At 71.9% G+C, this 19,090-nt stretch carries 15 protein-coding genes and 1 pseudogene; 7 read left to right on the forward strand and 9 right to left on the reverse strand.

Annotated elements, in window-relative coordinates; all coding sequences use genetic code 11:
- A partial coding sequence (locus tag VGZ32_RS19565; protein ID WP_326887537.1) for a carboxyl transferase domain-containing protein occupies positions 1–802 on the reverse strand: 802 nt, incomplete at its 3' end.
- Positions 803–1,040: 238 nt separating this feature from the next.
- Positions 1,041–2,960 (reverse strand): AfsR/SARP family transcriptional regulator, encoded by a 1,920-nt coding sequence (locus tag VGZ32_RS19570; protein ID WP_326887538.1) that lies wholly within the window; start codon positions 2,958–2,960, stop codon positions 1,041–1,043.
- A gap of 252 nt (positions 2,961–3,212) precedes the next feature.
- Between VGZ32_RS19570 and VGZ32_RS19575 the strand changes: the two genes are divergently transcribed.
- Positions 3,213–4,133 carry a TetR family transcriptional regulator gene (locus VGZ32_RS19575; RefSeq protein ID WP_326887540.1) on the forward strand — a complete coding sequence of 307 codons (921 nt, stop codon included), beginning with the start codon at positions 3,213–3,215 and terminating at the stop codon, positions 4,131–4,133.
- Here the strand turns inward: VGZ32_RS19575 and VGZ32_RS19580 are convergent.
- Complete coding sequence (locus VGZ32_RS19580; RefSeq protein ID WP_326887541.1) at positions 4,105–4,728, reverse strand: ScbR family autoregulator-binding transcription factor; 624 nt, start codon at positions 4,726–4,728, stop codon at positions 4,105–4,107. The two genes, VGZ32_RS19575 and VGZ32_RS19580, sit on opposite strands and share 29 nt — an antisense overlap.
- 382 nt (positions 4,729–5,110) lie before the next feature.
- On the opposite strand from VGZ32_RS19580, the gene VGZ32_RS19585 reads away from it, so the two are divergent.
- Entirely contained in the window at positions 5,111–6,229 is a 1,119-nt protein-coding gene (locus tag VGZ32_RS19585) for an AvrD family protein (protein WP_326887542.1), read from the forward strand.
- A complete protein-coding gene (locus VGZ32_RS19590) occupies positions 6,226–6,927 on the forward strand; it encodes an AAA family ATPase (protein ID WP_326887543.1) in 702 nt (233 codons plus the stop codon). Before VGZ32_RS19585 ends, VGZ32_RS19590 begins: the two co-directional genes overlap by 4 nt.
- 220 nt (positions 6,928–7,147) lie before the next feature.
- Here the strand turns inward: VGZ32_RS19590 and VGZ32_RS19595 are convergent, their stop codons facing one another.
- From VGZ32_RS19595 to VGZ32_RS28805, 5 genes and pseudogenes are all read right to left on the reverse strand, one after another.
- The gene (locus VGZ32_RS19595) at positions 7,148–8,095 is read right to left on the reverse strand and encodes an NAD(P)-dependent alcohol dehydrogenase (protein WP_326887544.1); all 948 of its coding nucleotides are present in this window, start codon (positions 8,093–8,095) and stop codon (positions 7,148–7,150) included.
- 401 nt (positions 8,096–8,496) lie between these two features.
- The gene (locus tag VGZ32_RS19600; RefSeq protein WP_326887545.1) at positions 8,497–9,363 is read right to left on the reverse strand and encodes an Fpg/Nei family DNA glycosylase; all 867 of its coding nucleotides are present in this window, start codon (positions 9,361–9,363) and stop codon (positions 8,497–8,499) included.
- 200 nt (positions 9,364–9,563) lie between these two features.
- Complete coding sequence (locus VGZ32_RS19605; protein WP_326887546.1) at positions 9,564–10,358, reverse strand: hypothetical protein; 795 nt, start codon at positions 10,356–10,358, stop codon at positions 9,564–9,566.
- Positions 10,352–11,362: a PmoA family protein gene (locus tag VGZ32_RS28800; RefSeq protein ID WP_349263668.1), complete on the reverse strand. Its 1,011-nt coding sequence runs from the start codon at positions 11,360–11,362 to the stop codon at positions 10,352–10,354. The genes VGZ32_RS19605 and VGZ32_RS28800 overlap by 7 nt, the downstream gene beginning before the upstream one ends.
- Positions 11,363–11,434: 72 nt before the next feature.
- Positions 11,435–12,535: pseudogene (locus VGZ32_RS28805) on the reverse strand (Gfo/Idh/MocA family protein); the annotation flags it as partial.
- 337 nt (positions 12,536–12,872) lie between these two features.
- Here VGZ32_RS28805 and VGZ32_RS19615 point away from each other — a divergent pair.
- From VGZ32_RS19615 to VGZ32_RS19630, 4 genes are all read left to right on the forward strand, one after another.
- A complete protein-coding gene (locus tag VGZ32_RS19615) occupies positions 12,873–13,676 on the forward strand; it encodes a YqcI/YcgG family protein (protein WP_326887548.1) in 804 nt (267 codons plus the stop codon).
- 34 nt (positions 13,677–13,710) lie between these two features.
- Positions 13,711–15,123: a hypothetical protein gene (locus VGZ32_RS19620; RefSeq protein WP_326887549.1), complete on the forward strand. Its 1,413-nt coding sequence runs from the start codon at positions 13,711–13,713 to the stop codon at positions 15,121–15,123.
- A gap of 112 nt (positions 15,124–15,235) precedes the next feature.
- Complete coding sequence (locus tag VGZ32_RS19625; protein ID WP_326887551.1) at positions 15,236–16,537, forward strand: MFS transporter; 1,302 nt, start codon at positions 15,236–15,238, stop codon at positions 16,535–16,537.
- Positions 16,538–16,550: 13 nt separating this feature from the next.
- Positions 16,551–18,773: an ATP-binding protein gene (locus tag VGZ32_RS19630; RefSeq protein ID WP_326887552.1), complete on the forward strand. Its 2,223-nt coding sequence runs from the start codon at positions 16,551–16,553 to the stop codon at positions 18,771–18,773.
- 50 nt (positions 18,774–18,823) lie between these two features.
- Here VGZ32_RS19630 and VGZ32_RS19635 read toward each other — a convergent pair whose 3' ends face one another.
- Entirely contained in the window at positions 18,824–19,048 is a 225-nt protein-coding gene (locus VGZ32_RS19635) for an MbtH family protein (protein WP_326887553.1), read from the reverse strand.
- Positions 19,049–19,090 lie beyond the last annotated feature (42 nt).

Genomic DNA, 19,090 nt, shown 5'->3' on the forward strand with positions numbered 1-19,090 from the left:
CGACGCCGGAGACGCGCGCGTGGGTGTCGGCGCCGCCGAGTTCGTCCATCGAGATCTTCTCGCCGGTCACCGCCTGCACCACGTCGGGGCCGGTGATGAACATCTGCGAGGTGCCGCGCACCATGAACACGAAGTCGGTCAGCGCGGGGGAGTAGGCGGCGCCACCGGCGCAGGGCCCGAGGATCACGCTGATCTGCGGGATCACCCCGGACGCGCGGGTGTTGCGCTGGAAGATCCCGCCGTAGCCGGCCAGGGCCGTGACGCCCTCCTGGATCCGGGCTCCGGCGCCGTCGCTCAGGCTGACCAGCGGCGCTCCGGCGGACAGCGCCATGTCCATGATCTTGTGGATCTTCGCGGCGTGCGCCTCGCCCAGCGCCCCGCCGAAGATCCGGAAGTCGTGGGCGAACGCGAACACCGTGCGGCCGTGGACCCGCCCCCAGCCGGTGACCACCCCGTCGCTGTCCGGCCGGTTCTTCTCCAGCCCGAACCCGGTGGCGCGGTGCCGGCGCAGGGTCTCGATCTCGGTGAAGGTCCCCTCGTCGAACAGCAGCTCGAGCCGGTCGCGCACGGTCAGCTTGCCCTTGGCCCGCTGCCGCTCGGACGCCTTGGGGTCTCCCTCGTGCACCGCCGCGATCCGCGTGCGCAGCTGGGCGGTGGCAGCACGCAGGCTTCCGGGCTCCCCCGTGTCCGGCGCGGGCGGCCGGGGCGGGATCGGCTCGGGCGAGCCGGCCTTCCCGCCAGCCTTCCCGACCGTGGGCTCCAGCTCGTCGAGGACCTCGGGAGCTTGGGAGAGGACCGTCATCCTGGCTCTCCGATCGTCGCGGTTGACCGGCCTGATCACCAGGGGCCGGGCGATTGCGTCATCAGGGTGCGTGGCTGACCTTGTGAGCCCCTTAAGGGCTCATCGGGCCTGACCAGTGTTGATAGCTCTTCGACCTTGACCGGGGCTTTGGGGCGGCTGTAGATCGCGCGGCGGGGAGAAAAGCGTTCCCCGCCGCCCCGGTCAAGGCCGAAGAGTGCAGTGTCAGAGGAGGTGCGTTCTACAGGTGGCGCTTGGCCAGCCGAGTCGAGCAGGTGCAGCGGGGCACGATCGCGGTGTTCGTCATCGGGCGCGCCTGATGCCGGCAGCGCACGTGGTCGGGCTCGCGCGGCGATTCGTGCGGCGCCGCCCCGTCGGCCCACGCCAGGCGCAGCAGCGTCGGCACCCGGTACCGCCGCGAGAGCCAGGGCCAGGTGTCGTCCTGGCCGGTGTAGATCTCCTCGAGGAGGTTCAGCTCGAGCAGCCGGTTGACGATCTGCTGCGCGGGCCGCTGGTCGGCCGACAGGGCCTTGGCGGCCTGCTCCTGTCCAAAGCCGGCCGGGCCGATCTCGCCGAGCCGGCCGAGCGCGCGCCGGTCCGACCGGTCCAGCCGGCGGCACGCCTCGCGCAGCCGCTGGCGCACGTCCAGGCCGCCGATCCGCAGCTCGCCGAGCCGGTCCTGCTCCGGGCGCATCGCCGCGGCCAGCTCCGGCAAGCCGAGCATCGGGTGCGCGGCCAGCTTCTCCGCCGCCACCCGGATCGCCAGCGGCAGGTTGTCGCACAGCTCGAGCAGTTCCAGCGCGGCCTCGGGGTTTTTGAGCACCCGGGCCTCCCCGGCGAGCGCGGCGAGCAGCTGGAAGCCGTCGCCGGGGTCGAGCGCGCCGAGCCGGACCGTCCCGGCGGACGGCAGGCCGGGCAGCGGCCCGCGGCTGGTGACCAGGGCGGCGCAGCCGAGGCCGTTCGGCAGCAGCGGGGCGACCTGGGCCGGGGAGGCCGCGTCGTCCAGCACGACCAGGACCTTGCGGTCCGCGGTCCAGCTGCGGAACCGGCAGGCGGCCGCCTCCAGCCGGGACGGGGGGTCGGCGTCGGACACCGCGCGCAGGAAGTCCCGCAGGACGCGCAGCGGGTCGGCCGGGGCGCCGGCGCCGGTGTGCAGCGCGGCGTAGAACTGGCCGTCCGGGAACCGGTCGCGCAGCCGGTGCGCGGCGACCAGGGCCAGCGCGGTCTTGCCGACGCCGGGCGCCCCGCTGATCACCGCCAGGCCCGGGGAGGCCGAGTCGGGGCGGCGGCGCAGCGCGGCCCCGATCCGGGCCAGGTCGTGCGCCCGCCCGACCAGGGTGTGCGGGCCGGCCGGCAGCTCGCTCGGCGCCCGGTCCTTGGCCGGCGCCGGCGGCTCCTCGAACCCGAGCGACGGCGCGTCGATCAGCACGTCGTGGTGCAGCCTGCGCAGCCGCTCGGAGGGCTCGAGCCCGGTCTCGTCGACTACGGTGCGGCGCAGCCGGTCGTACGCGGTCAGCGCCTCGTCGCGCCGTCCGCACCGGTAGGCGGCCAGCATCAGCTGGGAGCAGAACTCCTCGTGCGCCGGATACCTGAGCACCAGGGTCTTGAGTTCCCCGATGAGGTCGCGGTGCCGGCCGAGCCGCAGGTCCGCCTCGATCCGGCGCTCCAGCGCGTCGCGCCGCACGTCTTCGAGCCGGCTGGCCTGCGCGGAGAGCACCGGCCCGGGCAGCAGGTCCATCAGCGCGTCACCGCGCCAGAGTGCCAGGGCGTCGCGCAGCGCGGACGCCGCGCGGGTCGCGTCGCCGCCGGCCAGCGCCTCGCGTCCGGCCCGGGCGCGGGTCTCGAAGACCGCGGCGTCCAGCTCGTCCGGCTCCAGCAGGATGCGGTAGCCCTGCGGGCGGGTCTCGAGCAGGTGCCGAGACCCTCCGCTCGGCCCGGACGCGAGCGCTTTTCGCAGCTGGTAGACGTAGGTCTGCACGGTCTTGCGGGCCAGTCGCGGCGGATCGGCGTCCCACAGTTCCTCGACCAGCGTGGGGATGGACACGACCCGGTCCTTGTTCAGCAGCAGGGTGGCCAGCACCCGCCGCGGCATGGCAGCCGCCGGAGTGACGTCGACGTGCTGGTCACGGACCTCGATGGGTCCGAGTACGGAGAAGTCCACGGTTCCCCCTCGCCGTCGAGCGTCTAGAAAAAACCAGATGAGTGGTTTTTTATCACTGAGTGCGAGGCTAGGCAAGCATCCTGCCTGTTACATACCTGTTGCAGGGCTGGTGAGATCAGTGTCCCGCGCGGGCTTGCCAGGAAAAACCGCTTGGGTGGTATGATTTCTGTGAAGGCGGTTATCCCGACACCACGTCGGAAAATATCCCGCGGTGGGGCAGTGCCGCCCCGCCGGGCGAACTCGGAGAGGGCCGTGGCGAGACAGGAGCGGGCTGAGCGCACACGCGAAGCGATCATCCACGCCGCCGCTCGGGTTTTCGAGCGCGAAGGCTACGAGGCGGCGCCGCTGGCCGACATCACCCGCAGCGCCACCGTCACCAAGGGAGCGCTCTACTTCCACTTCCCGTCCAAACGCGATCTGGCATACGCCGTGGTCAGCCAGGCCCGGGGCAGCCTCGACGCCCTGATCGGCCCGCTGCTCGCGCGCCGGGGCGGAACCGAGCTGCCGGTGCAGCTGCTGATCGACCTCAGCCATGTCGTGCTGCTGCGGCTGGCCGCCGACCCGGTCCTGCGCGCGGGACTGAGCCTCGGCGCCGACCCGGCCCTGTTCCCCGATCCGGGCTCGGGCCTGGCGATCGACTGGCCGGGCCTGATCGAGCAGCTCGCCACCGGCGGCCCGGACGACCCGCCGGACTGGCCCAGGCCGCTGGGCTCCCTGCTGACCGGGCTGGAGCTGGTCTTCCGCAAGTACCCCGAGCACTACGACCAGGCCCTCCTGTCCTCGGTGTGGCGGCTGATGCTGCCCGGGGTGGTCCCGGCCGACGAGGCGGGACTCTACGAGCCGGCCGGCCGGATCGCCCCCGCGCCGGACCGCGACACAAGCCCGCCGGCGGCTGACGCAGTGTCAGACATGACTGACGCGGTGTCAGAAAAAACTGACGTGGCGTCAGAAACCGCCGAGGCGGGCGGTGCAGTCGTTCAGGGTGATGTCACGCGGGGCGCCGACATGAGCGCGGGGACGGACCAGGGCCGGGCGCTGCTGCCCGCCCAGACCCGCGAGGAGCGCGAATCCGCCGAGCGCGGGCGCGGAACCGCGGGCGGAGCCGACCGGCATCCGCCGAACACCACCCTGCGCGGGCCGGACGTCAGCGATAGGGACGCGAGAAGAAGATGATCGGATTGCCCTGCGGCACCAGCCCGACCAGCAGCAGCTGCCACATGTTCTCGACCCGCCTGACCAGGTCTTTGTAGCCGGAGGTGGCGTACGAGACGATCTGCGCCCCGGTGAAGGCCGCGACGATGAACTCGGCCAGCGCCTTCACGTCGACGGACCGCTCGAGCTCGCCGCGCTCCTGGGCATCCTTCAGCAGGAGGCTGGCGACCTGCTCCCAGGGATCGTACGAGTTCGGCACGTCCCGGCTGTATGTGCCCTGCTCGACGATCAGGCGCACGTTGGCCCGCACGATCGGGTCGGTCTGGATGTACGAGGCCCAGCGGATCGAGATGTCGATGAGTTTCTGCAGCGGGGGAGCATCGCTGGCCAGCACTTCCTGGACCACCACGTTGCCCAGTTCCTCGCCCGCGCTGATGACGGCGAACGCCAGCTCCTCCTTGGAGGAGAAGTGGAAGTAGAGCGCACCCTTGGTCACCCCCGCCCGGGCGAAGATGTCCGCCATGCTCGTGCCGAGGAAGCCCTTCTCGGCGAAGGCCTCACCGGCCGCCCGCAGGACGGTGTCGCGGGTGCGCTGTGCTCGCTCTTGCTGTGGCATCAGGTCAGGGGCCGCCTTAGGGTGTCACGCGGTCTTCAAAACCACGCACGCGGTATGTCGAGTGGGTGAGGGCTCACCCCCGTGATGCGCTCCTACCCGGTTACCTGTCTTGTCAAAATGCTAGCGCTCTTCGGCCCGACCAGGCCAGGGCGCAGAGGGTGTCCGAGCACCCTTGCCACAAAAAAATCCTACTGGTAGGTTTGTTTGCTGTAGGCGCCACCAGCCAAGACACGGGGAGGCTTTATGCGGCGGCTACTGCGAATGGCACAAAGCACCATGAACTCCTTCGCCGCGGCCTGTGTTCACGTGTCCGCTTCTTGACCCGAAGGGTCAATCCTCCCGCACCACCGCAGTATCCGATTGGTCAGGGAAGGAAAGTTCGATGCTCTGTTCCTCCACCCATGGTCTTCTCGGCGGCGTCAGCCGTCAAACATCAGTCACCGTCGATGCGATCGACGACCTGCTCGGCCCGGCCCGCGACCGCTTCTTCGGCAGCGGCTACCGGAGAGTGGACCACCGCCTGCGCGACGTCGAGATCGAGACGGCGGGGGATTCCTCCGCCCGCGTCAGCGCGTCGGCGACGGTCGGCTACCCCGGCGACTGGGCCCGCAAGGACGCGACCGCGGTCCACGCCCCGCACGTGAGCTCCGTCGACACCCTCGTGCTCGGCGTCTCGCTGTGCGAAGCGTATCTGGCCCACCGCTACGGCCTCGACGACGCACAGCGCGCCCGGATGTGGCTGCGCCGCGTCGACATCCGGGCCGGCTCGCGGCCCCAGGAGAACCTCGCCGGGTTCACGGTCAACGCCAGGCTCAAGGCGACCGGACCGGTCGAAGGCGGGAGGCACCGGATCCGGATATCCGTGTTCGAGTGCGTCATCGGCACCATGAAGCTGCGCTGCGCGGTCATGCACGAGGTCACCGACCGGTCGCCGGCCGACGCCTCGTACCGCGACGTGGACGACTTGCTGGGCCCGGCGGACGACCGCTACTTCGGCAGCGGCTACCGCAACAACCAGTACGACGTGCGCGATGTCGGGCTCGACACCGCCAACACCTACGCCGAGGCGGCGGTGCGTTCCGCGCCCGAAGCCGGGCGCGAACCGGTCGGCGGCCTCGAGGGGGCGTACCAGCCCGCTGTCTCGATGATCGACAGCATCGTGCTGACCGCCCAGCTGGCCGAGGTGATCCTCTACCGCACCGACGGGCTCCAACGCGGCCAGACCGACACGATGTGGTTGCGCTCGATCTCGATGGAGAGCCCGGACCCGTACCGTCCGGCGCCGGGACAGTTCTCCGGAGCGCTGGCGGTGACCAAGAACCGGACCGTCGAGCTCGACGGCGCGCGGTGGCGGATCCTCGACACCGTCGCGTTCTGCCACGGCATCGAACAGACCGGCTCGGTCGCACACCGGCTGCCCGACTGGGTGTCGGATCGCGCAGAGGCAGAGCGGTCCGCCAACCCGCACCGGGCTGTGACCCTCATCGGGAATTCCCGATGAGACTGGCCGTTTCCGGTACCTACTCCTCCGGCAAGACGACGGTCGCGGTCGGACTCGAGATCCTCACCGGCATTCCGCGCACCCAGGCCAAGACGATGCGGGAGATCCTCCCGTACGCCGTGCCGGGCAAGCGGCTGGAAGAGTGCGACGCCGGCGAACTGGTCGAGCTGGGCCTGCGCCGCCTCGTCGACCGGGTCGCGCGCGAGAGCCAGCTGCCCGGCGACTTCATCTCGGACGGCTCCTCGCTGCACGAGTGGGTCTACGGCAAGGTGCGGGTGCGCTTCGGCCTCAACCCGGAGGGCGCGCTGCCGGCCGACGAGCCGCCGCAGATCGAGAACGGCTTCTTCGAGCAGGTCATCGATCACATGGGCGCGGTGATGAAGGACCACGCGGTGCGGTCCTACGACGCCTTCGTCCATCTGCCGATCGAGTTCCCGCTGGTGGCCGACGGCCACCGGCCGATCTCCGAGGGGTTCCGCCGGTTGTCCGACGAGCTCCTGCTGGCCACGCTCGAGCAGCTGGGCATCCGGTACGACCTGGTCGGCGGCACGATCGAGCAGCGGCTCGACACGATCGCGCGGATCCACGGGCTGCCCCGGCTCATGCCGGTCGAGGAGGCCGCACGCACCGCGGTCGCCCTCGTCGAGAAGATGGGCATCCCCCAGGAGACCGGCCGCGCACCCGCTGCGGCACAGTGAACCCGGCGCTCGTCCGCGAGACCGGCAGCAACGCGGTGTAAGACCAGGAACGGTGTAAGACCAGGAACGGTGTAAGAACAGGAACGGTGTAAGAACAGGAACAGAATGTAAGACAAGGAACACGGCGTGAGGCACGAAATGAAGGCGTTGCGGCACCCCCGGCCGGTTCCGGCCGCCGACCGTTTCCCCACGACGGCGGCCCACCGGCGCCGCGCGCGCCTCATTCGTGGCTGACGACCACCCGGCCGAAGCGACGTCCGGACAGGAAATAGTCGCAGGCCTCGCGGGCCTCCTCGAACCCGAAGACACGGTCGAGGACCGGCCGCAGCAGGTGCTCCTCGACGGCGAGGTTCATCGCGGCGAACTGGCTGCGGCTGCCGATCGCGACGCAGCGGACCAGGCAGCCGGAGAAGAACAGGGTCGCGCAGTCCACCGGCCGCGCGTCCGGACCGGCCAGCCAGAACCCGATGTACGACACCTGGCCCTCCAGAGCCACCGCGCGTAGCGACCGCCGCAGGTCGCCGGCGACCTCGACGACGTGGTCGGCCCCCCGCCCGCCCGTCAGGGCTCTGACGACATCGGGCCAGTCCGGCACCTTGTGGTAGTCGACGGTCGCATCGGCCCCCATCTCCCGCAGACGCTCGGCCCGCTCCTCGCACGAGGTGGTGACGATCACCCGCGCCCCGGCCAGCTTCGCGAACTGGAGTGCGAACAAGCTCACGCTGCCCGAGCCCAGGATGAGCACGGTCTCGCCTGGGCCGGGCGCGCGTACTCCGGTGAGCGCGTTCCACGCCGTCAGCGCTGCCAGCGGCAGCGCGGCGGCCTCCGTGTAAGAGAGATGCTCCGGGATGTGCACCAGGGCGTCCTCGTCCAGGACCGCGTACTCGGTGAGCAGCCCGTCGACGCTGCTGCCGAGCTGGTCGGTCACCTCCCAGCGCAGCGGCCCGTCGATCCACCTGGGGAAGACGTTGGCCGCCACGCGCTCGCCTGGGCGCACCCGGCGCACCTCCTCGCCGACGGCGACCACCTCCCCGGCCCCCTCGCACAGCGGCACGAGCCCCGGCTTGACCGGCAGGGGGTAGGTGCCGGACAGGATCATCCCCTCCCGGTGCGAGATCGCGTTCGCCCGGACCCTGATCAGCACCTGTCTCGGCCCGGGTCTGGGCACGTCGTGCTCCCGGATCACGAGCCCCGAGGGACCTATACAGGTATCGAGGTGATAGCTCTTCATGCGAGTCCGCCCCCTGGTCTGGGTTCGACTGTTCGAAGACATGTTTGAGCCCGAACCGTCGAATGTCATCGCTGGGCCACGGCACGCCGTGGCTCAGCAGTGCCGTGGGCGGTGCTGAAGTGCGTGTGAGCAAGGATGAGCCGTCGCGCGCGTGCTCGGCGGTCTCTCCCAAGACCTCCGGGCGCCCGCGCTGCGCGAGCTTGGATGTTATCTCGTCACATCCGCGCCCTGGGTCACACGCGTATGAACGGCAGCGGTCCCTACGGTGCGCCCGGACGGGGCGTCAGGCGGATGCGGGGCGCCGGGACAGCGCCCTGACGACATAGTGCCGTGGAACGTCAGTCCCGGATGCCGAATTTCGACAGCCGCCGGTCGGCCAGCGGCACGCCGCCGGTCTGGCAGGTGGGGCAGTACTGGAGGGCCGAGGAGGCGAAACTCACCTCGCGGATCGTGTCGCCGCACACCGGGCAGGCCTCGCCGGTGCGCCGGTGCACTCGCATCCCGGACCGCTTCTCCTCCTTGAGCGTCGCGGCCTCCTGACCGATGCTGCGGTCGATCGCCTCGGTCAGGATCGCGATGATCGCCGCGTGCAGCCGCTCGGTCTCCTCGGCGGTCAGCGTGTCGGCCAGCTTGAACGGGGAGAGCTTGGCCATGTGCAGGATCTCGTCGCTGTAGGCGTTGCCGATCCCGGCGATCGTCGTCTGCTCGGTGAGCAGCCCCTTGAGCTGCTTGCGCCGTCCGGCCACGATCCCGGCGAGCGCCGCGACGTCGAACGCGGGGTCCAGCGGCTCGGGCCCGAGTTTCGCGATCCCGGGCACCTGCTCCGGGTCCGCGACGATGTAGACGGCCAGCCGCTTCTCCGTGCTCGCCTCGGTCAGGTCCCAGCCGGAGTTGTTCTCCAGGCGCACCCGCAGCGCGAGCGGGCCTCTGCCGAGGCGCGGGGGAGTGGTCGGCAGGTCGTCGCGCCACTGCAGCCAGCCGGACTTCGCGAGGTGGAAGATCAAGTGGACGGTGCCGAGGTCGACCGTGACGAACTTGCCCCGGTGCCCGGCGCCGACCACGGTGAGGCCGGACAGTGCGGAGGCCGGCGGGTCGAAGGTCTTCATGGCGTAGAAGGCGGCCGGATCCACTCGCGCCACGGCGAGTCCGGCCGCCCGCCGGTTCAGGAAGTCGGCGAGCGCGGTCACCTCAGGAAGCTCGGGCATATCCCAAGTCTGCGCACATGGCGCGATCCGGTCCAGCCGGGGCGGGCCACCGGTCGGCCGTCCGCGTCGGCCGGTTTTCCGCAGGGGCGCCGGTTAGCCGCGAAACTTTCACCCAGCGTGAGCTTCGCCGCTGTGAGCTTCACGCAGTGTTGGCTTCACTGCTGTCAGCTTTACCGCTGTTGCCTTCACCGGTGTCAGCTTCACCCCGCGCTCGGGACCGTCCGCAGTTCATAGGTGTCCAGCCGTCCGCACATCCCGAACGCCCGATCCTCTGGCTCAGGGGCCTGCCGGACCTGCATCGCCGCGGCCATCAGGTGCGCGACGTCGCCGCGTTCGAGGGCGCCGAAATGCTCTGCGGTGCGGTCGACCGCCTGGGCCGGGCCCTCGCGCCAGATCTTCCACCACGCCTCGATCCGATCCCGGCGCAGCGCCACAGCCTGCCGATAGAAATCCGCGAGGGCGGAGGCGTCGCCCGCGCTGGTGCGTTCCACCAGCCGGCCGAATCCCTCGACCGCGAGGTCTCGCCGCGCGCGGGCGGACGTCTCGTCCACCGCGTGCGAGACGCCGCCTGCCGCGAGCGCGGCGGCGCGCCGGTAAGCCTCCGGGTCGGCCAGGATCTCCGGCGGAAAGGTCAGGACCGCGTCGCCCGCCTCGGGCAGGCCCGCGTTCTGCATCACGACGATCGCGCGCAGCCGGCCGTCTCCGTTCACGGCGCGGTGGATCGTGCCGGGTCCGAACCAGGCGACGGTGCCCGGCCGCAACGGAGTCTCGGTCAGCCCGGCCGCGGTGAGCGTGTGCAGCGTTCCCTCACCCTCGACCACCACGTATGCCTCGGTGCAGGCCAGGTGCGCGTGCGGGGAGCCGCCGCACAGGTCGTCGGCGGCGGGCCACGGGTAGACCTGAAGGCCGGAGACCGCTGTGCCGCCGGGGAAGATCGGCACCTGCGTGGCGAGGCCGGCGGTTCCGGACCGGTCCTGATCGGGCTGGCTCACCATGGGTGCTCCGCGACGTAGGCTTCGATCCGCTCGTGATCCCATTCTCCGTCCGCCACGACCAGGCGGTAGCGGCGGCTCAGGGTCTCGCCCGCGGCCAGTTCCAGGGGCGTGTAATACGCGAGCGACGGGTTGACCACGGGGAACGGCTCGGTGCGCACGAACCAGTACGGCTCGCCGCCGGGATTGTCCGGGTCGGGGACGAACAGCAGCGTGGCCGATCCGTCGATCTGGTCGAACCGGCCGGTGAAGGCCAGCCACGGCGAGGTCTGGCCCATGGCGGTCGGCTCGCCTTCCCGCCCCTGGGCGGCGCGGACCGTCCCTCCGGTGAACGAGCGCGGCCCGCGCCAGAAAAAGCCGCAGTAGCCGGCCAGTTCGCGCCCGAACACGGTCGGGCTGCCGAACTCCAGCGCCGAGCCGCGCACATTGCGCAACTCGGTCGCGAACTCCAGCGCCCAGCTGCCGTCGCGCGGGTCCACGTCGCGGATGCGCGCCCGGCGCCGTTCGGTGATCCAGAGCTCGCCGTCCGCGGCCCGCCAGGCGACCCGCTCGGCGAAGCCGTCGCGCGGCCCTGTGTCATCGAATGCTGCATCATCGAACACTGCATCATCGAGCGCTGTGTTTTCGAGCGCTGCGTCGGCTGGGGCTGAGTCCTCGAAGCCGTCCTCGAAGCCCACGTGGTCGAGCCGCCCGACGTTCGGCAGGTCGACGTAACCCGAGCCGGACGCGTCGTGCACATAGGTGCCGCCGCCCCAGAAGTTCTGGCCCGTCAGGTGCGACGCGGTCATCGCCAGGCCCTTGTGCCACCGGTGGTCGTGCGGGCGATTCGCGGTGACGACGCCGCCGGACAGCGTCCGCAGCGGATGGAAGTAAGGGCTCGGGCATTCGGACTGGGGGAGGTCGGGCCGGTAGTGGTAGCGCAGGATCTCCACCTCGCCGACCCTGCCGCTCAGCACCGAACTCGGCTCGCGGTGCAGGACTGCGGCGCCGTCAACACTGGAGACCACGCCGCCGTCCGCAGCGCCGCGCCGCGGCAGTTCCGGCTCTGATTCCCGCGTCGCGTGCGCCGACGCGGTGTGCGGCGCCCAGCCGGGGATGTCGCCGTGCAGCCGGTGGTAGAAGGGGTCTGACGGTCCGATCTCGCCGCGAAGCACCGGCGTCCCGGTAAACGCAGACCGGTAAAGCGCGGTGATCAGCTCCAGCGCCGCCCGCCCCGCGTGACCGCTCGTCGGCGGCCGCTCGCCGCGCTCCAACGCGTCCAGGACGTATGTGAGCTGCGCCGCGTGCGAGCTGTCGACGCTCCGGTCCGGCGCGGTCCACGCGGCGACGCGGTCGGTGTCGGCGGCCACACGCGGGCTCGGCGTGTACTTCCAGTCGGCATCGGTGTAGCCGTAGAGGTGGGTGACCTCCACCGTGGCGTCCTCGAAGTCGAACCGCAGGAGGCTCTCCTCCCGCGGCGACAGCACGCTGTTGACCACCGACGCGAGCGCGCCCGACTCGAAACGCACCGACGCCAGCGACACGTCCTCGGTCTCCACCGCCCGGTCCAGCCGCCCGGCCATCGCACGCACCTCGGCCCAGTCGCCGAGGATCGCCAGCAGCAGATCCATCTGGTGGATCCCGTGTCCCATCGTCGGGCCGCCGCCCTCGCTCGCCCACGTTCCGCGCCACGGCACCTGGTAGTACGCGGCATCGCGATACCAGGCCGTCACGCACTGGGCGACCAGCGGCCGCCCCAACTGTCCCGCGGCCGCCAGCCGGGCCAGCCGAAGCGCCCCCGAACCGAACCGGTGCTGATACACCACGCTCGCGTACGGGCCGCCCGGCCGCTCAGACCGCTCGATGCGGTCGTATTCGGCCAGCGACAACACCGGCGGCTTCTCCACGAGAACCCACGCCCCGGCCTGTAGGCACTCGATCACCGCGTCCACGTGCGCCGCGGGCGGCGTGCACACATGGACCAAATCAGGTTTCTGCTTCTCCAGCATCTCGGTGAGCGACCTGTACGCGCCCGCGACGCCGTGCTCCCGGGCGAACGCCGCGACCCGCTCCGGGTCGACATCCACCGCCGCGACCAACTCGACCCGCTCCGCGTGCGCGCGCAACGCCGGCAGATGCGCGGACTCTGCGATCGCCCCGGCGCCCACGATCGCGACCCGGAATCTGCGCGACTGGCTCAAGGATCCTCCCGGTGGGCGGCCTTGCGTGACGGGCGCGGCCGACCCCGCGGTGGCCCGCGCCCCGAAGCACTGCGCCGATCCCCGCTCGCCCGCGCCGATCACGCTAAGGCCGCCCGCCGGGGCCGTCAATCGGGACCCCGCCCGCCGCCGCGGCCCGGCTGCTGTCCTGACCAGCGCGTTGCACTAAGCCGTCCGCATGCGCGACTTCAGCGCCTCTATGACTCCCGTTCGTACCTTCTCTTGACAACTCCCTAGAAAAAGTCCTCGTCGCCGGCCGGCCGGAGGGGACTTGGACATGGTGCGCACCCGCGCACGACGGCGTGACTTTGGAGGCGCCATGACGTCGATCACGCAAACACCGCTGCTCGATGCGGTGACCAGGCTTGAGAACTATCGCGTCCGCATGGTGGACACCACGACCGACGAACGCCCCGCGGACGAGCCGGAGTGGTACAAGCGCGCACTGGCCTCCTTCCGGCTGAACGTCGGCCAGGTGGAGTACCCGTGCCACTTCGGCCGCAACGCCATGGAATGGGGACTGCTCTACACCACCTGGCTGGAGACGGGGCGGCACGACGACCTGGCCCCCGCGCTCGCCGCGTTCCTGGACTACGCGCAACCGGAGGCCGAGCTGCGCAAGGTGTTCGCGATCTTCGTCGAGCCCGACGGGATTCCCAGGACCCACAAGGAGTACGGGCAGCAGTTCTGGCGGCTGCTCAGCAGCCTGAACGCCGCGGACACCCAGCCCTGGCCGCACGACGTGCCGAAGCTGCCCGAGGACCCCAACTGGGAGTTCAGCTTCCACGGCCACCCCCTGTTCGTCTTCGGCGCGGCGCCGACCCACAGCGTGCGCCGCTCCCGCAACCTCTGCGACACCCTGGTCCTGCTGTTCCAGCCCCGCACCGTGTTCGAGGGCATCGAGGGCGGCACACCGGCCGGCACCGTCGCCCGCCGCCGGATCCGCAAGCGCCTGCTCGCCTGGGACAACGCCCCCGCGCACCCCTCGATGGGCGACTACGGCGACCCGTCCAACTTCGAGTGGCGCCAGTACTACATCGCGGAGGACGACTCGGACGTCTTCCCCACCTGCCCCTTCGGCTTCGGCGCCGCCGCGGCCGCCGCCCGCCCCAGCACGTCCTGACCTGAGCCAAGTCCTCTAGGAGAGGCCACCTTCGATGACCACCGCAACCGTTGTCGGCGCGCCCGCGCCCGTCGAGCTGCCGGACCCGCACGCCCTGGTCCGCGCCTTCGCCGCGAACCCGGCCTTCCGCGCGGCCGAGTGGAGCGAACTGTCCACCCCGGACGTCCCGTTCCGCCGCCCGGTGCGGCCCGACGATCTGTCCTGGCTGGACTACAGCGTCCCCATGCCCGAGGCGGACTGCCTCAAGCTCAGCGCCCTGCTGGGCCACCGGATGCTGCGCAACGTCCACGACCTCGACCAGCTCATGGTCCCGGCCGGCGACAGCGCCGCCGCTGCCGCCGAGCACCCGTTCTTCTACAACGAGTCCAACCGGCTCAACGCGGTGCTCGCCGGTCCCGTGCTCGAGCGCCACCTGTTCACCTTCCTCGAGGCGCGCCGCCCCGAGAGCGCCGGCATCACGGCCGCCGGCCTGAAGCAGCGCGTGCTGGCCGAGTACGACCGCCGCACCGCCGAGCCCGGCCGCGCCTTCAAGGCCGCGCTCTCCACCAAGGGCCGCCGCGAGTCCGCCACGTTCACCATGATCCAGTACAGCGCCTTCGCCCCCGCCGCCTGGGCGGCAGTCGGCCGCAACGCGGTCGGCGAGCACGGCGCCGTCCCCGGTGCGCTGCGCACCTCCCTGCTCAAGCCGTACCTGGACCGCGCCGAGCTGTCCGCCCAGTACGCCGACCTGCTCGACCTGGCCGGCATGACCACGACCCCCGGCGGCTACTGGCAGCTGAACCTCGGCTCCTCGCTGGCCCGCGGCAACCACCTGCACACCCTGGCGGCCAAGCGGGAGAACGCGTTCGCCTTCCTCGGCGCGTACCTGCACCTGCTGGTCGACGAGGCGGCGACGGCCGCGCGTTTCGCAGAGGTCTTCGAGGACGGGCTCGGCACCCGCCCGGCCTACTTCGACAAGCTGCCGGTCCTCTCCCGCGCCGGGATCGGCGACCTGACCGACACGATCTTCGGCGCCGTCGCCGCCTACGGCGACGCCGCGGCCGAGCAGGCCGCGGCCGGGTTCGCCGACGCCGCCTCCCTGGCCGAGATCTGGGACGGCGACCTGGCCGACCAGCTGGAGTGGGCCGACGACATCCCCGCCTGCAAGGACCTGGCCGAGCGGCTGCACGCGCACATCGAGGCCGAGAAGATCGAGATCGACCTGGACACCTTCGTGGAGAGCCACGAGGAGACCTCCACCACCCACGTGCACGACGACCACCGCCTGGTGGTGATCGAGGCCGGCCAGATGCACTTCTGGAACAACATCACCCACCGCATCGACCTGGCCACCGGCGACAAGGTGTTCATCCCGCTGTCCCGGCTGCACGGCTCGACGGTGCTGTCCGGCGAGTGCACCTACCACCAGCCGATCATCCCCGAGGAGATGTACCAGCGGTTCAAGTGAGCGGATCCGGGGCGGCGGCGCGTGAGCGCTCCGCCGCAGCTCCACCGGCCGACGACGGGGGCGTGCGCCGACGCGGCGCACGCCCCCGCGAGGCCATCACAGGAAGGCCATCATGAAACTGGGTTCACTGGCGATCGACGCCACGCCCCTCAAGCGCAACCGCGACTTCCGCTACCTGTTCTTCGGCCGGCTGGTCTCGATCGTCGGCAGCAGCATCACCACGGTCGCGGTCGCCTACCAGGTCTACGTGCTGAGCCACTCCTCGCTCCAGGTCGGCGCGGTCACCCTGGTCGGCGGCCTCACCGCGGTGGTCGGCATGCTCTACGGCGGGGTGCTGGCCGACCGGCTCAACCGCCGCGGCATGCTGCTGATCACACAGTTCCCGCTGGCCATGTGCTCGGCCGGGATGGCCCTGAACGCCATGACCCACCATCCGGCGGTGTGGCCGCTGTACCTGCTCGTCGGGATCCAAGACCTGCTGTTCGGGATCGGCGCGCCGGCCCGCATCGCGATGGTCCCGGCCATGGTCGGCCCCGAGCTGTACCCGGCCGCAGCCGGCCTGTCGTCGCTGGTCAACACCCTCGCCGGGCTGCTCGGCCCGGCCGTCGGCGGCCTGTTGATCGCCCGCGCCAGCCTGCCGGTGGCCTACTGGTCGGACACCGCCGCGTTCTTCGTCTACGCCGCGGGCATCGCCGCGCTCTCCTCCCCGGAGCAGCCGGCCGCCGCGGCGGAAAAGCGCTCGGTCCTGCGCTCGCTGGGCGACGGCCTGAAGTACACCCGGCAGAACCCGGTCATCGGCTCCATCCTGCTCATCGACATGAGCGCCACGTTCTTCGGCATGCCCAAGGCGCTGTTCCCCGCACTCGGCATCGGGGTGTTCCACGGCGGCGCGACCGCGGTCGGCCTCCTGTACGCCGCCCCCGGCGCGGGTGCGCTGATCGGCGCGGTGGCCAGCGGGTGGACGAGCCGGGTGCGCCGCCCCGGATTCGTGGTGCTGCTGTCCGTGTGCGCATGGGGCATCGCGATCACCGTGTTCGGATTCGCCCGCGCACTGCCGTTCGCCCTCGTAATGCTCGCCGCGGCGGGGATGGCCGACGTCTTCTCCGAGATCCTGCGCAGCACCCTGCTGCAACTGCTCACCCCCGACGAGCTGCGCGGCCGTATCAGCGGCCTGTGGCTGGCTCAGGCCAACGCTGGACCCGCGTTCGGAAACGCCGAGGCGGGCGCGGTCGCCGGGGCGCTGGGCAACCAGTTCTCCATTGTCTCCGGCGGCATCCTGTGCATCGTCGGTGCGCTGCTCGTGGTCTGGCGCGTCCCGCAGTTCCTGCGCGTCACGATGCCCACCTCGCAGCCCGAGACCGGGCAGGAGACGCAGACGGAGGCCGAACCGCAGTCGCAGCCGGCCGCGGCGTGACGGACCGGGACCGATGGACCGTGAGCGAACCACCGAGCACGACCGGTACTTCGGCTACCAGGAGCAGCTCGAGCAGATCTGCCGGCTGACCGCGCAGCGGCGCCTGGTCACCGTCGTCGGCCCGGGCGGCGCGGGCAAGTCCCGCGCCGCCCGCCGGGCCGCCGCGGCCCTCGTCGCCGCGCGCCGGTTCGCCGCCGCCGGCCGGGTCGCCCCCGGCCGGCGCACCGGCGCCCAGGACCTGGAGAGCGCCGCCCGCGGGATCGCCCGCGGCGGCGCGCCGGTGCTCCTGGTCGTCGACGACTGCGAGAACGCCCTGCCCGGCTGCGCCCCCGCGTTCTCCCGCCTGGCCGCCGCCGAACCCGGCCTGCACCTGCTCGTCACCAGCCGAGAACCGCTGCGCGTAGTCGGCGAATCGGTGTTCGTCCTCAGGGGACTGCCGTGCCCGCCCGCCCCGCACAACCTGCCCGACGTCGCCGTTGTCTCCGCCTCCCCGGCGGTGCGCCTGTTCCTGGACCGGGCCGCGAGCGCCGGCTGGCCGGTAGCCCTGACCGAGCAGGATGCCGCGGCGATCGCCCGCATCTGCCGCGCCCTCGAAGGCAACCCGCTGGCCATCGAGATGGCCAGCGCCCTGACCGCGGTCCTGGCGCCGCAGGAGATCGCCGCGCGGCTCGAGCAGAGCGTCGACCTGCTCACCCGCGGATACCGCACCGCCCGGCTGCGCCATCACAGCCTGCGCGCGAGCCTCGTGCACAGCGTCTCGGCCCTGTCCGGCCCGGCCCGCGCGCTGCTGCGCAGCCTCGGCGTGTTCCCCGGCGAGTTCACCCTCGACGCGGTCGAGGCGGTGTGCGCCCCGCCGCGCGCGGAGACCGGCGGCCGCCCCCTGATCGACGTGCTCGCCGAACTGGTCGACAAGCATCTGGTGCTGCGCTCCCACGACTGGTTCCGGCTCACCGCCCCCGCGCGCCTGGACGCCCGAGCCCGGCTGTGCCGTGACGGCGGATGGCCCGAGGCCGTCGCCGCACACGCCGCCTGGTGCGCACGGCTCGCCGACCGGATCGGCGCGTCGCTCGGCACGGGCGCCGCCGCGGCCACCCTGCCGCTGCTCGACCGCAACAGCACGAACCTGCTCGCCGCGCTGCGCGCCGCCGACGAAACCGCCGACCCGGCCGGGCCCGCCGCGATCGCCGCGGTGCTGGTCCGCTACTGGCTGCGGCACGACTGCGCGCACCGCTTCCGCGGCGGCCGCGGCCCCGCCCTGCCGTCGCAGGCCGACAGTCACACAGTCGACGATCACACGGCTGACGGTCAAACACGCGACTTCACCCTCGCCCGCCGCTGGATCGAGCGCGCGGCGGATTCCGGGCTGCTGCCCGACGACAGCCGGACCCCCGAGCGCCTCGGCGTGTTATCAGCGCTCGAGGGTGACTTCCCGCGGGCCCGCTGGCTGCTGAACATCGCCGTCGAGCGCGCGGGCGCGTCCCGGCGAGGCCGCGAGGCCACCTCAGTCCGGTGCTCGCTGGCCGTCGCCGTCCTGCTGGACCCGGCCCCCGCCGACCCGCCGCTCAGCCCCGAGGCGGAACTCGAGGCGGCGCGCACCCAGTACCGGGCCCGCAGAGACGCTCTCGGCGAGGCGTTCGCCGCCGTGTGGCTCGCGCTCGCCGCCGCGCGCACCGACCCGGCCGGGCGCGCCCCGGAGGCGATCGCCGCCGCCTGCGGCCTGGTCGCCGACAGCGGTGACGAGGCGCTGGCCGCCGCGCTGACCGGCGCCCGGGCCACGGTCGAACTGGCCCGCGGCGAACCGGCGCGGGCGCTGGAGCTGGCCGGGGCCGAGGCGGCGGCGTGGGAGCGGATCGGCGTGGGCGCCGTCCGCAGCGGCCCGGTTCTCGATCCGGCTCTCGCAGAGGCCTGGCAGGCGCTCGGCGCTGCCGCGGCGTTGCGGCACTGGGAGCGCGGCATATCCGGTTCCCCGGCCGAGGCGGGGTTGCCGGTCCGGGAGGCGCACGACACCGCTGGCGCTCGCCCCCGCTCGGAGCGGGAAGCCCTCGCCCTGCTCAGCCCACGCGAACTCGAGGTGGTGCGCCGGGTGGCCCGGGGCCAGACCAGCGCGCGGATCGCGAAGGAGTTCGTCATCTCCCCGCGCACGGTCGACACCCATGTCGACCACGTGCGCACGAAGCTCGGCCTGCACTCGCGCGCCGAGGTGGCGGCGTGGGCCGCCAGCCTCGGCATCGCGTGACCGCAACGCCCTGAATCCCAGAACCCCTTGAATCCCCGGCCCGCCCGCCGTTACCGCGCGGGCGCCGCAGACCCCTGCTGGGCCCGCAGCGTCGCGGGCCGCAGGTCGGTCCACGAGCTCTGGATCCAGGCCAGGCACGTGTCCCGGGCGCCCGAGACGCCCGCGTCGCGCCAGCCCGGTGCGTTGCCACGGTCGGCCGGCCAGAGCGAGTACTGCTCCTCGCCGTTGACGACCACCTTGTAATCCTGCCCGGCCTCGTCCCGCACCGCGCTCACCTCGTCCCCTTCCCTGTCAGTTCACGTTCTTGCTCGGTAGCC

Origin of the sequence: Actinocrinis sp., from assembly GCF_035938995.1 — a bacterium.
GTDB lineage: Bacteria > Actinomycetota > Actinomycetes > Streptomycetales > Catenulisporaceae > DASZGI01.